7 protein-coding genes are annotated in these 14,174 nt (G+C 70.7%); 5 read left to right on the top strand and 2 right to left on the bottom strand.

What is annotated here, in order from left to right; translation table 11 throughout:
* The first annotated feature begins 28 nt into the window (after nucleotides 1-28).
* From A3CQ_RS0102765 to A3CQ_RS0102745, 5 genes are read left to right on the top strand one after another with little or no spacing between them, the layout of a single operon-like run.
* On the top strand, nucleotides 29-2,185 hold the full coding sequence (locus A3CQ_RS0102765; protein ID WP_020509381.1) for a carbohydrate-binding protein: 2,157 nt from the start codon (nucleotides 29-31) through the stop codon (nucleotides 2,183-2,185).
* Nucleotides 2,186-2,203: 18 nt separating this feature from the next.
* A complete protein-coding gene (locus tag A3CQ_RS0102760) occupies nucleotides 2,204-4,285 on the top strand; it encodes a glycoside hydrolase family 36 protein (protein ID WP_040431259.1) in 2,082 nt (693 codons plus the stop codon).
* Nucleotides 4,285-5,595, top strand: coding sequence for an ABC transporter substrate-binding protein (locus A3CQ_RS0102755; RefSeq protein WP_020509379.1), 1,311 nt, complete (start codon nucleotides 4,285-4,287; stop codon nucleotides 5,593-5,595). The genes A3CQ_RS0102760 and A3CQ_RS0102755 overlap by 1 nt, the downstream gene beginning before the upstream one ends.
* Before the next feature lie 4 nt (nucleotides 5,596-5,599).
* Nucleotides 5,600-6,520: a carbohydrate ABC transporter permease gene (locus A3CQ_RS0102750; protein WP_020509378.1), complete on the top strand. Its 921-nt coding sequence runs from the start codon at nucleotides 5,600-5,602 to the stop codon at nucleotides 6,518-6,520.
* Nucleotides 6,517-7,344, top strand: coding sequence for a carbohydrate ABC transporter permease (locus tag A3CQ_RS0102745; RefSeq protein ID WP_020509377.1), 828 nt, complete (start codon nucleotides 6,517-6,519; stop codon nucleotides 7,342-7,344). Before A3CQ_RS0102750 ends, A3CQ_RS0102745 begins: the two co-directional genes overlap by 4 nt.
* A gap of 1 nt (nucleotide 7,345) precedes the next feature.
* Here the strand turns inward: A3CQ_RS0102745 and A3CQ_RS51190 are convergent, their stop codons facing one another.
* Together A3CQ_RS51190 and A3CQ_RS0102735 are read right to left on the bottom strand one after the other, a co-directional pair.
* Nucleotides 7,346-8,464, bottom strand: a complete 1,119-nt coding sequence (locus A3CQ_RS51190) for a glycoside hydrolase family 16 protein (protein ID WP_020509376.1) — start codon at nucleotides 8,462-8,464, stop codon at nucleotides 7,346-7,348.
* A 381-nt stretch (nucleotides 8,465-8,845) separates the two neighbouring features.
* Entirely contained in the window at nucleotides 8,846-14,059 is a 5,214-nt protein-coding gene (locus tag A3CQ_RS0102735) for a diguanylate cyclase (protein ID WP_169516246.1), read from the bottom strand.
* Between the last annotated feature and the right edge of the window lie 115 nt (nucleotides 14,060-14,174).

Here is a 14,174-nt window from a genome sequence, read left to right as displayed (position 1 = left end):
CACCGGCCGAAAAGGAGGTTCCCCTGACATGAGATCCCCGGTTCGAAAAGTCCTGGGCGGCGCCATCGCGGTGGTGGCTTGCAGCGCCCTGCTGCCGAGCCTGCCCGCCCAGGCCGCGGCCTCCCAGCTGACCGTCGACCTCGCGACCGGCACCGGCGCCCTGCGCTACGGCGCGACCGGCTTCCTCTACGGGCTCGGCGACGAGGGAATCCCCAACGAAACGATGCTCGCCGCGCTCAAGCCGCAGGTCACCGCCCAGAAGGCCCCCGACGGCCTGCAGCACCCCAACGGCGACGCGCTGAAGATCGCCCCGATGTTCAAGCGCACCGGTGGCCGCGACATCCAGATCTACATGCAGGACGTCTACCAGCAGTGGCCGTACGAGAACAACGGGATCGCGGACTACCTCGCCAAGGTCGACACGATGACCCGAAAGGTGGTCGCCGACCCGTACCGCAGCTCCTACGTCTACGTGCCGTTCAACGAGCCCGACCAGATCTGGTACGCGGGCAACCTCGCCGGCCTGGAAACGGACTGGAAGACAGTCGTTCAGAAGATTCGCTCGATCGACTCCACGGCCCGGATCGCCGGTCCGAACTTCTCCTCGTACCGCTCCGCCGACCTGCGCTCGTTCCTCACCTACGCCAAGGCCAACGGCGTGCTCCCGGACGTCATGACCTGGCACGAGCTGGGCAACGACTTCTACTCGAGCTGGCAGGACCATTACAACGACTATCGGTCCATCGAAACGAGTGTCGGCGTCAGCGCCCGGCCGATCACCATCAACGAGTACGGGCGCTCCTCCGGCGATCTCGGCGTGCCGGGCAACCTCGTGCAGTACGTCGCCAAGTTCGAGAACAGCAAGGTGGACGGCTGCCTCGCGTACTGGACGACGGCCGGCGGGCTCAACGACCTGGTCACCCACAACAATCAGGCGACCGGCGGGTGGTGGCTCTACAAATGGTATGGCGAGCTGACCGGTAACACCGTCGCGGTCACGCCGCCCTCGGCGAGCGGCTCGCTGCAGGGCCTGGCCGCCCTCGACACCGGCAAGCACCAGGCGCGGGTCGTCTTCGGCGGCAACAACCCTGCGACCGGGACCTACGACACCAACGTCGTGGTCAAGGGCATTGCCGCGATCGGCAGCACGGTGCACGCCACGGTCTGGGGCGTCGACAACTCCGGGCTCAACGCCTCCTCCGGCCCGTATGTCGTCAAGGAGGGCGACTACAGCGCGGCCAATGGCCAGATCACCGTGCCACTTACCGGGCTGAAGGGCCAATCGGCGTACCAGATAATCGTCACACCAAACAGCGACCTGACCGCGGCCTCGGCCAACCGCTACGAGGCGGAGTACGCCGCCCTCGGCGGCACCGCCAAGGTGACCTACGGCGGCAACACCGGCTATTCCGGGACCTATTTCGTCGAGGGCTACGGCGCGAGCACGACGGCGAGCACCCGCTTCGTCGTCACGGTGCCGAGCGACGGTTACTACAACCTCAGCCTGCGCTATGCGGCCGGGCCCTACACCGGCGCGCCGGCCGACCGGTCGATCCGGCTGCGGCTCAACGGCTCCGACCTGACCACCGTGACATTGCCCGGCACCGCCGACTGGAACACCTGGAAGACCGCCACCACAAAGGTCTATCTCCCGGCCGGCATCAGCCGAGTGGAGTACAACGCCTATGCCTCCGACGACCGGGACGCGGTCAACCTCGACTACCTCGACGTCGCGGCCTCGACCGGCGCCGTCACGGCGTACGAGGGAGAAGGCTCGGGAAACACGCTCAGCGGAACCGCCGTGGTGGTCAATGATTCCGCCGCCTCGGGCGGCAAGTACGTCGGCTGGATCGGCGCCGGCGCCGCCAACACGCTGCGATTCAACGGCGTGAATGTCGCGGCGGCCGGGCGTTACCGGATGATCGTCGGCTACGCGAACGGCGAGCTCGGCGCCGGCGCCACCAACTACAACAGCAACATCGTCGACCGGTACGCGCAGATCAGCGTCAACGGCGGCGCAGCGAAAAAGGTGTTCTTCCGTAACACGCTCGGATGGTCGAACTATTGGACCACCGTCGTCGACGTGGATCTGGCCGCCGGCGCCAACACGATCACCTTCGGCAATTCCTCCAGCGGATACGCGCCGAACATCGACCGTATTCACATCGCGGCCCCGACCGCATAACCAGGCAAGGGAGCACAAGTGAATTCAGCAGGCACCAGCCTGGTGTGGGGCCACTCGGGGCTGCAACTGGAGATCACCGCGCCGAAGGACGGGCCCGCCACCCTGCGGACCTTCGCCGACGGCGACGCGGCGGACGGCCAGCCCCTGGTGGAGATCCTCACCGCCCGGGAAGGCCGCGGCCACGTCTCACACCGCTTCTCCGAGACGGTCGTCGGCCGGCGCCTGCGGCTGACCGGAAGCGAGCGCTCGATCGACGGCTCCTGGCACGAGCTGCGGCTCACCGAAAGTGACCGGGAGACCGGCCTGGTCGCCGAGGTGCGGCTCCGGTCGTCGGACGGCGTGCCCGCGTTCCAGGTCAGCACGACCGTCACCAACGAGGGCGCCGAGCCGATCCTGCTGCTCGGCGTCACCTCGCTCGCCCTCGGCCTGCCCGGGCATCCGGTCGGCGACCTCGACCTGATCTCGGCCGACAGCGAGTGGCTCGGCGAGAACCGCTGGACCCGGCGGCCCCTGCGCGCTCTCGTCCCCGACATCAACCTGCGGATGCACGGACAGGACGGCCGCGGCCAGTACGCCCTGCGCAGCACCGGCACCTGGTCGACGGGCACCCATCTCCCGGTCGGTGGACTGACCGATCGGGAGCGCGGGCACGCGTGGCTGTGGCAGGTCGAGCACAACGGACCGTGGCGGTGGGAGGTCGGCGAGCGGGTCGACGACGCGTATGTCGGCCTGCTCGGCCCCACCGACATCGACCACCAGTGGAGTCACGAGCTGCGGCCGGGGGAGTCGTTCACCACCGTGCCGGCGTCGCTTGCGGTCTCCCGCGACGGCCTGGAGGGCGCGGTGGCCGTGCTCACCGCGCACCGCCGGGCCCTGCGCCGCCCGCACCCCGACAATGCGACGCGGCCGGTGATCTTCAACGACTACATGAACACGCTGATGGGCGACCCGACCACGGCCAAACTGCTGCCGCTGATCGACGCGGCCGCGAACGCCGGCGCCGAGGTCTTCTGCATCGACGCCGGCTGGTACGACAACGGCGCCGCTTGGTGGGACAGCGTCGGCGAATGGCAGCCGTCGCAGACCCGCTTCCCCCGCGGCATCGAGGAGGTCCTCGCCCACATCCGCGAGCGGGGGCTGGTGGCCGGGCTGTGGCTGGAGCCCGAGGTGATCGGCGTGCGCAGCCCGATGGCCGAAAAGCTGCCCGACGAGGCGTTCCTGCGGCGCGGCGGCGTACGCCTGGTCGAGCACGGCCGCTACCACCTGGACCTGCGCCATCCGGCCGCCGTCGAGCACCTGGACGACGTCGTGAACCGGCTCGTCGAGGAGCTGGGCGTCGGCTATCTGAAGCTCGATTACAACATCGACCCCGGCGCCGGTACGGATATTGACTCGTCCAGTGCCGGGGCGGGCCTGCTCGGGCACAACCGCGCACACCTGGAATGGCTGGACCGTCTGTTGGACCGACACCCAGACCTGATCCTCGAGAACTGTGCCTCGGGCGGGATGCGTGCCGACTACGCGCTGCTCGCCCGGATGCAACTGCAGTCGACCAGCGACCAGCAGGACCACCGCCTCTACCCGCCGATCGCGGTGGCGGCGCCGATGTCGATCGTGCCGGAGCAGGCGGCGAGCTGGGCGTACCCGCAGCCCGGCATGTCCGACGAGGAGATCGCCCACACGCTGTGCACCGGCCTGCTCGGCCGGCTCTACCTTTCCGGTCACCTCGACCGGATGCGCCCGGCGCAGCGGCAGGCGGTCCAGGACGCCGTGCAGGTCCATCGGGCGATCCGCGCCGACCTGGCCACCGCCGTTCCCGCGTGGCCGCTCGGGCTGCCCGGCTGGGACGACCGATGGCTCGCCCTGGTCCTGCGCACCGACGAGGTGACCTACCTCGGTCTCTGGCGACGCCCCGGCGCTTCGGCGACCGTCACTCTCCCGCTTGAGCACACAAAGAGCGTCGAGGTGCTCTTTCCCCGGCATCTGACCCCTTGGACGTACGCCTGGGACGCGGACGCCCTCACCGTGACCAGCGACGGCCCCGACCCGTACGCCGCACGAGTCTTTCGAATCACCCACCTCCCGAAAGGACCGAAATAATGAAGCGCTGGATCAGCGTCGCGGTCACCGCGGCGCTCCTGACTGCCGCCGCCGGGTGCAGTGACCCCGGCTCCGACGCGAGCACCGACAACTCCGCCGTCACCTGGACCGACCCCACCGCCAAGCTGGACGGGGTCAAGCTGACCATCTGGGCCGCGCAGAACAGCAACACCATGCCGCAGAAGGTGATCGAGGGCTTCCAGAAGGCCACCGGCGCCACCGTCCAGGTCGTCACCATCCCCGACCCGTACGAGCAGGGGGTGCAGACGAAGGTGGCCACCGGCGACAAGCCGGACCTCGCCTTCTGGCAGCCCACGGCCTCGATGCTGACCGCGATCAACGCGAAGACGAACCTGCAGCCGCTGACCGGCGCGCCCTGGCTCGACAAGATGGACCCCAAGCTCAAGGACATCACCGGCCTGCTGGGCGATACCCGGTACGCCACGCTGATCACGAGCCCCGCCGTCGAGGGCGTCTATTACAACAAGGACGTCTTCGCGGCCAACGGCGTCACGGCGACGCCCACGAGCTTCGACGACATGATCACCCTCGCCCGGCAGCTCAAGGGCAAGGGCGTCACCCCGTTCTACGAGATGGGCGCCGACCGGTGGGCCACCCAGTGGTGGGTGCAGGTGCAGCTCGCCGACGCCGCGAAGGCCGGCCTGTGGGAGCGGATCAACGCCGGCCAGGAGAAGTTCACCGACCCGACCGTGCTCGGCGCGATCACCAAGTACCAGGCGCTGATCAAGGAGGGCCTGTTCAACGCCGACATCAAGACCGCGAAGTTCGAGGACCAGGGCGCGGCGCTGCTGGACGGCAAGACCGCCATGGTCATGCAGGTCAACTCGTTCTTCGGCCAGCTGCAGGCCAAGGCCGACACCGCCACGCTGAACAAGAAGATCGGCTTCTTCCCGATCTCGCCGTCCGGCAACGTGGGCACGTTCATCCCCGACCAGTCCAACGCGCTGGTTGCCTTCAAGACCGGCGACGCGAAGCGTGAGGCGGCGGCGCGGCAGTTGCTCGCGTACTGGATGGGGCCGGGCTACCAGGACTTCATCGCCGACCGCAACACCGTCTCGCTCGAGACCGGGGTGGCCAACCCGGCCGGTGTGCCGCAGGCGCTGCTCGACGTGCATGCTGCGGTCGGTGGCTCGGTCGGCTCGATGCAGGCGCTCGCCGTCGCCAACCCCGACCTCTACCTCAACCTGGCCGACATGATCTCCGGAACCATGGATCCGACCCAGGTCGCGAAGGCCACCCAGGACCAATTCGCCCAGCTCGCGAAGGCCGCCGGCGCCGCCGGTTTCTGACCCCATGACCTTGACAATCGATTCGCGTACGTCGGCCGGCGCGCCCGCCACCCCCAAGCTCGCCGGCCGGCGGCGCACCGCGCGCGGCACCCATCCGATGTGGTTTCTCATTCCCGCGTACGCGGTACTGCTGCTCTTCTTCTTCGTGCCGACCGTGTTCAACTTCGTCTATGCCTTCACGGACTGGTCGAGCTTCAAGTCCGCCATCAACCCGGTCGGCCTCGACAACTTCACGCAGCTGGCCACGGACGGAACGCTGTTTCGCGCCATCCGGGTGACCGTGGTCTACGCCGTACTCGTGGCTGTCTTTCAAAATGTCTTAGGGTTTGGCCTGGCGGTCCTGCTCGAGCGCGACACGGTCGTCAACCGGATCGCCCGGACGTTCTTCCTCGTCCCGGTCCTGATGTCGGCGCTGGCGGTCGGCTACATCTTCCAGGCGCTGCTCAAACCGTCGGGCGCCGTCAACCAACTGTTCGGCATCGACTACGCCTGGCTCGCAGACACCCGCTGGACGATCGTGGTCGTCGCGCTCATCCACGCCTGGAAATGGATGGGCCTTTCGATGCTCATATACCTGGCCGGGCTCAAGACCGTCCCGGAGGACCTGGTCGAGGCCGCCCGCATCGACGGCGCGTCACGGGCGCGGACGTTCTGGCGGATCCGGGTGCCACTGCTCGCGCCGGCGGTCACCTTCAACGTCGCGACCGCGCTGCTCGGCTCGATGAACGGCTTCGACATCGTGCAGGCGACCACCGGCGGTGGCCCGGCCCGCACCACCGAGATCCTCAACATCTTCATCTACCGCACCTTCGGCCAGGGCCTGTTCGCCCAGGCCACCACCATGAGCCTCGTGCTGTTCCTACTGGTGGCGCTCATGGCGTTCCCGGTCATCTACGTGCTGCGCAAGCGAGAGGAAGTCATGTGAGCGACCTGCCTCTTTGGCGCCGGCTGCAACCGGTCGTCACGATCATCCTCGTCGTCGTGCTGATCGGCGTCCCGCTGTGGCTGGTCGTGGTCACTGCGGGCAAGTCGCAGGGCGAGGCCGTCCAGCCCAATCTCTCCCTGCCGGGCCATTGGCAGCTGTGGGCGAACCTGCGGCAGGTCTGGACCGAAGCGGACGTTCCGGCCGCCTTCTTCGGCAGCCTGATAATCGTGGCGCCGACCGTGGCCGGCGTGCTGCTGCTCGGCTCTATGGCCGCGTGGGTGCTGGCCCGGCGGGCGACCCGCGTCAACGCCGTGCTGTACGCGCTCGGCATCAGCGGGATCATCCTGCCGCCCGCCGTGATCACGGTCGTGCTGCTGCTGCGCCAACTCGGCCTGGCCGGCACGGTGATCGGCATGATCGGCGTCTACATGGGCATCTACCTGTCGACGGTGATCTTCTTCGTCACCGGCTTCGTGCGGACGATCCCGCCCGCCCTCGAGGAGGCCGCGCAGATAGACGGCGCGGCGCCGTTCGCGGTCTTCCGCCGGATCGTGCTGCCGCTTCTTCGTCCCGTGCTCGCGACCGCGACGATCCTGGTCTGCCTCTACGTCTGGAACGACGTCTTCTACGCCTTCTTCGTCGTCGGCGGGCGCGTCGACACGCTGCCGCTCAACCTGTTCCGGGTGGCCAGCGCCGGCCTCTACCTCAACAACTGGCACCTGATCTTCGCGTACGTGCTGCTGATGAGCCTTCCGCTGATCGCGGTCTTCGCCGTGGCCCAGCGTCGCATCATCTCCGGCATCACCGGCGGCGCCGTCAAGTGACTCACTTGTTGTAGACGGCCAGATAGTCGATCTTCATCTGCCCGCCGGAGACCGTGTCGCCGTTGGGACCGCCGCCGAAGGCCGCCGGGAAGCCGCCGCCCATGGCCAGGTCAAAGATGATGAAGAACGGGTGGTCGACCGCCTTGCTCCAGGTCGTGGCGTCCACCCGGGTCTGCTTCAGCGTGAAGTAGTTGCGCCCGTCGAGGTACCACCGGATCTGCTCCGGCGCCACCGAGCGGTCGATCTCCACGGCGTACGTGTGGAAACCGGTCTGGCACCCAGCGCAGGCGCGCTCACCGCTGCCGATCCCGGTGGACTCGCCGCACGGCCCGCCCGGGTTGCTGCCGCAGTGCAGCGTGCCGAACACGGAGGACCGCCCGTTGATGTCCTCGAGGATGTCGACCTCACCGATCGAGGGCCAGCTGCCGCCGTTGCGAAGCCCGTTGCCCAGCATCCAGAACGCCGGCCAGTAGCCCGCGCCGTTCGACTTGGTGACGTTCGGCTGCTGGATGGAAGCCTCCATCCGCACCACGCCGCCCTTGGCCGCCCCGAACGCCGACGACTCGGTCTCGAAGCGCCCCGAGGTCCAGCCGCTCCCCGGGTCATCGCCGCTGTGCAGGGCCCGCAGGACCAGGTGCCCCTGCCCGTCGTGGAAGACGTTGCGGGTGCTGTCGGTCATCGTCTCGATCTCGCCCGTGCCGAACTTGCTGCCCGGCCCGGTGTCGTACCGGTAGCGCGACGTGTCGAGCCCGGTGCCGGCTTTCCCGTCGAACGAGTCGTAGAAGGTGGTCTTGAACCCACCCGGTTTGGTGGTGGCCGCGGTCGTCGCGGGTTTCTTGGTGGCCGCCGCCGACGTGGCGGACTTCGCCGGCTTCGCGCTGGGTTTGGCCGCGCCGGCAGCCGACTGCGCCGCCTTGGTCCCCGTAGCCTCGGCCGCCGGCGCCGCCCGCTGATCGTCGCCACCGTTGCCGGCCCCGCTGCCTCGCCCGGCCGCGAACACGGCGACCGCACCCACCAGAACGAGCACGGCCGCCGCCGCTCCGACGATCGCCACCTTGGACACCGGCGCGGCATGCCGTCCACCCACACCGGGCGGGGCGGGGTCGTACATGTCCGGCATGTCGCTCCTCGACTAGGCGGCGTCCTCGCGGCCGCAAAGTTAGCCACCCCCACCCCGCAACCGGCACCCCGACGGACCGTTTTCCCAAGATCTGCACCGTCCCGGAGAAAACCGTTACGCCTCTTCGTGGGCCAGCTTTCGCCCTGCTTAGAGCCGCCTTAACCCCCCGCACGGCGGGTGTTTCGGGGCGCCGCCGGGGCGCAGGTCGCGAGCGCGGCCGCCGCTGGGTGGTCGCGCGGCGTGCGGCCCGTCGCGGCCGGTGGGTGACGGGCCGGCTCGCCATGCGCGACCGCCCACCCGGCCGCACGCCGCGCGACCAGGCACGTTTCCGGGCCAGGGCCTGTCCTGCCGATCACGCGGGGCTGCGGCGTGGCCCAGGCCCTAGTCTGCGACGCAGACGCGGTCGCGGCCGCTCTGCTTGGCCTGGTAGAGCGCCGCATCAGCCCGCGCCAGCAGCTGCCGCAGATCATCCCCGCTGCCGTCCGGCCCGGCCAGCCCCACGCTGATGGTCACCGGCAGGAGCCCGGCGTCGGTGGCCACGGGATGACTGGACACGGACAGGTGCAGGCGACCGGCCAGGTCGACCGCGGACGCCGAGGACTGGGCCGTGACCACCGCGAACTCCTCGCCGCCGTAGCGGCCCAGGACGTCGCCGGGGCCGAGGGAGCTGGTCAGGCGCCGGGCTACCGTGCGGATCACCTCGTCGCCGACCGGATGCCCGTACGTGTCGTTGATGCGCTTGAAGTGGTCGATGTCCATCATGATGGCGGCGATCGGCCGGGCGGCGGTCCCGACCAGGCGGTCGGCCTCCGCGAAGAAGTGGTTGCGGTTGAACAGGCCGGTGAGCCCGTCGATCGTGGCCATCGTGCGCACCTGGCTGAACAGGCGCGCGTTCTCGTACGCCGTCATGCCCTGCCCGGCGATGGCCGCCGCCATCTGGATCTGCGCCTCGGTCATGACGCCCTCGTCGGTCGCGCCCACCAGCAGGACGCCGGACGGCTCGCCGGGCCGCACGGCCTGGATCGCCCACCAGCAGCGGGGAGTGCCGAGCACGCCGCCGAACGGGGGACGCTCGCCCGGGAAGATCGTGCGCGCCCGGGGGCCGGTGAGATCGAGCAGGTCGGGCGGCATTGACGGCAACCGGGTGCCCACCGCCGCCGCGGCGGCGCCGCGCACGGCGGCGACCTCCAGCCCGTCGTGAGCGGTGCGGGTCATCAGCACGGCCGTGTCGCCGCCGAGCGTGCGGGTCAGGCTGTCGAGCAGTCGGCGCATCACCTCGTCCGGGTCGAGCGAGGAGCTCTGGTCGGCCATGGCCGCGCGCAGGGTCTCGGCCACGTCCCGCTGCCGCCGGGCGGCCTGCACCGCGACCTCGAGCTGGGCGGCGCGGGCCGTCTCCAGCGAGACCGCGACGTGGTTGGTGATGGCCTTGAGGATGTCGACGTCCTCGCCGGTGAACACGCCCTTGGCGATCCGGCTGTCGAGATAGACCACGCCGATGGGCTGACCGTTGAACCGCAGCGGCGCGACCATGATGCTGCGCAGGCCGTGGACCTGCACGCTGTGCGAGCCGAGCGCCACGCCCTCCTCGCTGCCGGTCACCACGACCGGCTCGCCGGAGTGCCGCACCCGGTCGACCAGCGTGGTGCTGTAGCCGGTCAGCTCGCGGATGTCGTTGCCCTGCGCGTCGCGGCCCACGTGCGGGACCAGCTCGTCGCGCTCCCGGTCGAGCAGGAAGAGGTACGCCCGCTCGGCGCCCAGGATGCGCAGGGTCTCGTCGAGCGCGACCCGGGACAGGGCGGTCGGGTCCAGCACCGTCGCCGAGGCCAGGCTGACCTGCTGCAACGCCTCCAGCCGCCGGCGGTAGCGGCCCTGGTCGGTGCCGGGCGTGGCGGGATCGTTCCGGTCCTCGGAGCTGGGCGGCGTGCCGGGCTCGGTCGAGACGTGGGCCAGGACCCGGAACTCGTCGACGACCCAGCGGGACCGCTGCGGCCACTCCTGCTCGATGGCGATCATCTGGGCGAGTTTCGCCTGCTGGGCGGCCGAGGCGGGCTGGTCGAGGGCGCTCAGTGCGCGGGCGCGGACCCGGGCCGCCTCGTAGGCGATCAGCGGCGCGTCCAGCGGCACCAGCTCCAGCTCGACCCCGGCCAGGGTGCGCAGCGCGTCGCCGGGCCGGCCGGCGAGCACCTCGAGGTCGGCCCGCCCCACCAGGTGGAAGGCGCGCAGCACCTTGGTGTCGGCCATCTTCTCCAGCCGGGCGACGGCGGCCTCGGCGGCCTGCCGGTCGTGACCGGCGCGGTACCGGGCGAGCCGGCCCAGAGCCTCGTAGACGTAGTAGATGCGCTGCTCGGGGACCATCGCCTTGGGCCGGAGCCCGAGCGTCGCGAACTCGGCGGTGAGCCGCTCGAACGGCTCTCCCAGCTGGCCCTGCTCGACCAGGGCGACCATCTGGGCCCCGTACAAATTGATCAGTTGCATGGGATTGTCGGGGTTGGACCGCAGGAAGCGGCGCAGCGACTCGATCCGCGCCTCCGCCTCCTCGGGGCGTCCGCGCTGCGCGGCGATGACGGCACCGACGGCACCGATCGCGGCGCCCTCCGCCTCCGCGCCCGGGCCGAGGCGGGCCTGGCCGCGCCGGTGCCAGGACTCGGCCTCGTCGGTGCAGCCGCGCTTGAAGTACTGCATGCAGACGGTGGACACGCCGGTCAGGTAGTCGCCCAGCTCGAGCCACCGCTCGTGCTCGACCAGGATCCGGCTCCAGACCTTGCTCTCGTCGTCGTGCCCGCTCAGGTAGCGGCCGGCGCCGCGTTTCCACTCGACGTAGCCGACCAGTTCCGGGTCGTCGATCTCGGCGGCGGCCGCGGCGGCCCGGTCGTAGAGGCGGGCCGCGAGTTTCCGCCGGCCGGCCACGTCGGCGATCACCCCGAGACCGGCCATGTGCTGGGCGTACTCCCGGCCGGGCCCGATGCGGTTGATCGGGTGCAGGGCGCGCAGGCTCAGGACCGCACGCATGACACGGCGCATCCGCATCGACAGCGCCAGCGTGCCGATGTCGCAGAGGACGGCCTCGAGGCGGTAGCTCTCCCGAGTGCGCCCGCCCGCCTTGCCGAAGCCGATGCCGGTGGTGCCGATGAACAACCCGACCAGCACCGACCAGATCGTGGTGACGGCGAGGCCGAGCCGGGTTCTCGGCAGCGGTTTGCCCAGCTCGGCGAGCCCGCGGCGCACCGCGTCGTAGGCCTGGTCGGGGTTCCACGCGCTGTTGCGGACCATCGCCTCCTGGACGAGGATCCCGGCCCGGCCGATCCGGTCGGGCTCGCCGCGCAGCGCCTGATCGAGATGCTCGTACGCCTCGGCGAACCGGCCGGACCGGGCGCAGCTCGTGCCGAGCGCGAGGAAGAAGTCGGGCGGCGGCGTGACGCGGGCGGCCCCGGCCGCGCGGGCGGCGACCTTGAGGAACTCGCGGGCCTCGGCCGGTGCGTGCTCGGTCAGCGCCAGCCGTCCGGCGGCGAAGCCGCTGAAGTACACCCGCTGCGGCCGGCGGCCGGTCTCGCCGAGCGCGTAGTGCCGGGCGACCGCGTAGATGTAGCGGGGGTCGCCGGGCGCGGCCGCGTCGAGCACCTCGGCGATGCGCTGATGCAGGTCGCGCAGCGCGGCCGCGTCGAGGCCGACCAGCAGCGCCTCCCGGATCCGGTCGTGCAGGAAGCGGTACCCGTCGGTGCCGGCGGCGGTCACCAGCCGCCGCGACTCGGCCTCGGCGAGCAGGGCACGGGCCCGGCGCGGGTCGATGTCGCAGACCGCGGCGGCCAGCTCGGCCGGGAACCACCGGCCGGCCGCGGCGCCGGCGGCCAGCAGCGTGCGGCTTTCCGCGCCGAGGCCGTCGATGCGCTGCAGCACCAGGTCGACCGCGTCGCCGGAGAGCTCGAGGCGGTCCAGCCCGGCCATGTCCAGCTGCCAGCCGTTCCAGGAGGGCGTGACCAGGCCCGCGTCGAGGACCGCCCGGACGTACTCGCCGATCGTGAACGGGTTGCCGCCGGCCCGCGCCGCCAGCTCCTCGACGTACCCGCCGGGCAGGCCGATCGCGCCCAGATGCTCGCCGACGAGCTCCTCCACCGCTTCCCGGTCGAGCGGGCCGAGCGGGATGCGGGTGTCGAGGGTGGTGTCCATGTCGATGACGAAGCGTTCCAGCGCGGCCGTGCTGCCCGGGTCGTCCCGGCTTGTCGCGATGACCAGCAGGGGAGTGTCGGGCAGCCGGTTGCTCACCCGGTGCAGCACGCGCCGGGTCGGCTCGTCGAGCCACTGCACGTCGTCGATGTGCAGGACGGCGCCCTGGACCTCGTCGGCCAGCCCGATGAGGAAGGCGGCGACCGCGTTGACGAACTGTTCGTGCCGGTTCAGCTCGCCCATCGCCGGGGCCTGCACCAGGTCGGCCAGCAGCGGCGAGAGCGTCCGCAGCAGCGGTCCACCCCGGCCCGCCGCGCGACGGACCTGCTCGACGGCCAGGTCGCGCTCTCCGGGTGGCAATTTGTCCACCGTACGGAGGTAGCGCTCGACCGCGCCGCGCAAGGGAGCGAGTGGTACCGGGTCGTCGGGCACGCACTTGCCGTACAGGATGAGGTCGCCGTCGGAGGCGACGGCGTTGGTCAGCTCGCGGACCAGCCGGGTCTTGCCGGCGCCGGCCGTGCCCTCGACGATCACGGCGCCCCCGCCGCCGTCCCGGGCCTTCAGCCAGCGGTGGGCCAGCGTGACCACCTCGTCGTCGCGGCCGACCAGGCGCTGGGGACCGATCAGCTGGTCGCCGCGGGCCCGCCCGGCGGCCACCGGGAACGCCGCGCCCGGCTGGGCGGCGAGCCGGCGCAGGTCGGCCAGCAGGCTCTCACCAGTCTGGTACCGGTCGTCGGGGTCCTTGGCCATCAGCGTCGCGATGATCGCGGCCATCGTGGGGCTGAGCTGCGGCGCGTGCGTGCGCGGGTCGGGGATCGGGGCGGTGGCGTGCAGGCGGATCAGCTCGCCCGCGTCCTTCGAGAAGTACGGGAGCTGGCCGGTCACGCACTCGTGCAGGAGCACGCCGAGCGCGTACAGGTCGGAACGGCCGTCGATGGGCCGCTTGAGCATGCCGGTCTGCTCGGGGGCGCTGTAGAGCAGGGTTCCGGCGACCCGGTCCTCGTGCGCCCCGCCGCGCGCCGCGAGCCCGAAATCGATCAGGCGGCCGGTGCCGACCGGCTCGACGATCACGTTGTCCGGTTTCACGTCGCGATGCACGAGCCCGGCCCGGTGCGCGGCGGCGAGCGGCTCGACGAGGTCGATCGCGAGCCGTACGGTCGTCGGTTCGTCCAGCCGCCCGTGGCGCAGCGTCTGCGACAGCGAGAAGCCGTCGATGTACTCGAGGATCAGGTACGGCCCCGTCGAGGTCTGGCCCACTTCGAAGATCCGCGGGAGCAGCGGGTGGCCGACCGACCCGAGCAGCGCCGCCTCCCGGCGTACGGTGGCCAATGCTTGGGTATCTGTCGAGGTCAGGACCTTGAGCGTGTAGTCGCCGCCGCGCCGCCGCACCCGATAGACGACCGTGTCCGCTCCGCGCCCGAGCTGCGCGATCACCTCAAGATCGGAGAGTGACCCCGGCGCGGTACCGAAGAGCGCGGTCAAACGTGTCCTTCCATCCACACGAGCTAATCGGAAGTTACGCCGCGTTCCTACCGGATGCCACCGGCCG

The sequence above is a fragment of the Paractinoplanes globisporus DSM 43857 genome (assembly GCF_000379645.1).
GTDB lineage: Bacteria > Actinomycetota > Actinomycetes > Mycobacteriales > Micromonosporaceae > Actinoplanes > Actinoplanes globisporus.
This window is presented reverse-complemented; position numbering and strand designations above follow the sequence as displayed.

Bases quoted from the DNA above. Each gene is read 5' to 3' on its own strand.
- A3CQ_RS0102765 (WP_020509381.1), top strand. From the start codon at position 29: ATGAGATCCCCGGTTCGAAAAGTCCTGGGCGGCGCCATCGCGGTGGTG.
- A3CQ_RS51190 (WP_020509376.1), bottom strand. From the start codon at position 8,464: ATGCCGGACATGTACGACCCCGCCCCGCCCGGTGTGGGTGGACGGCAT.
- A3CQ_RS0102750 (WP_020509378.1), top strand. From the start codon at position 5,600: ATGACCTTGACAATCGATTCGCGTACGTCGGCCGGCGCGCCCGCCACC.
- A3CQ_RS0102755 (WP_020509379.1), top strand. From the start codon at position 4,285: ATGAAGCGCTGGATCAGCGTCGCGGTCACCGCGGCGCTCCTGACTGCC.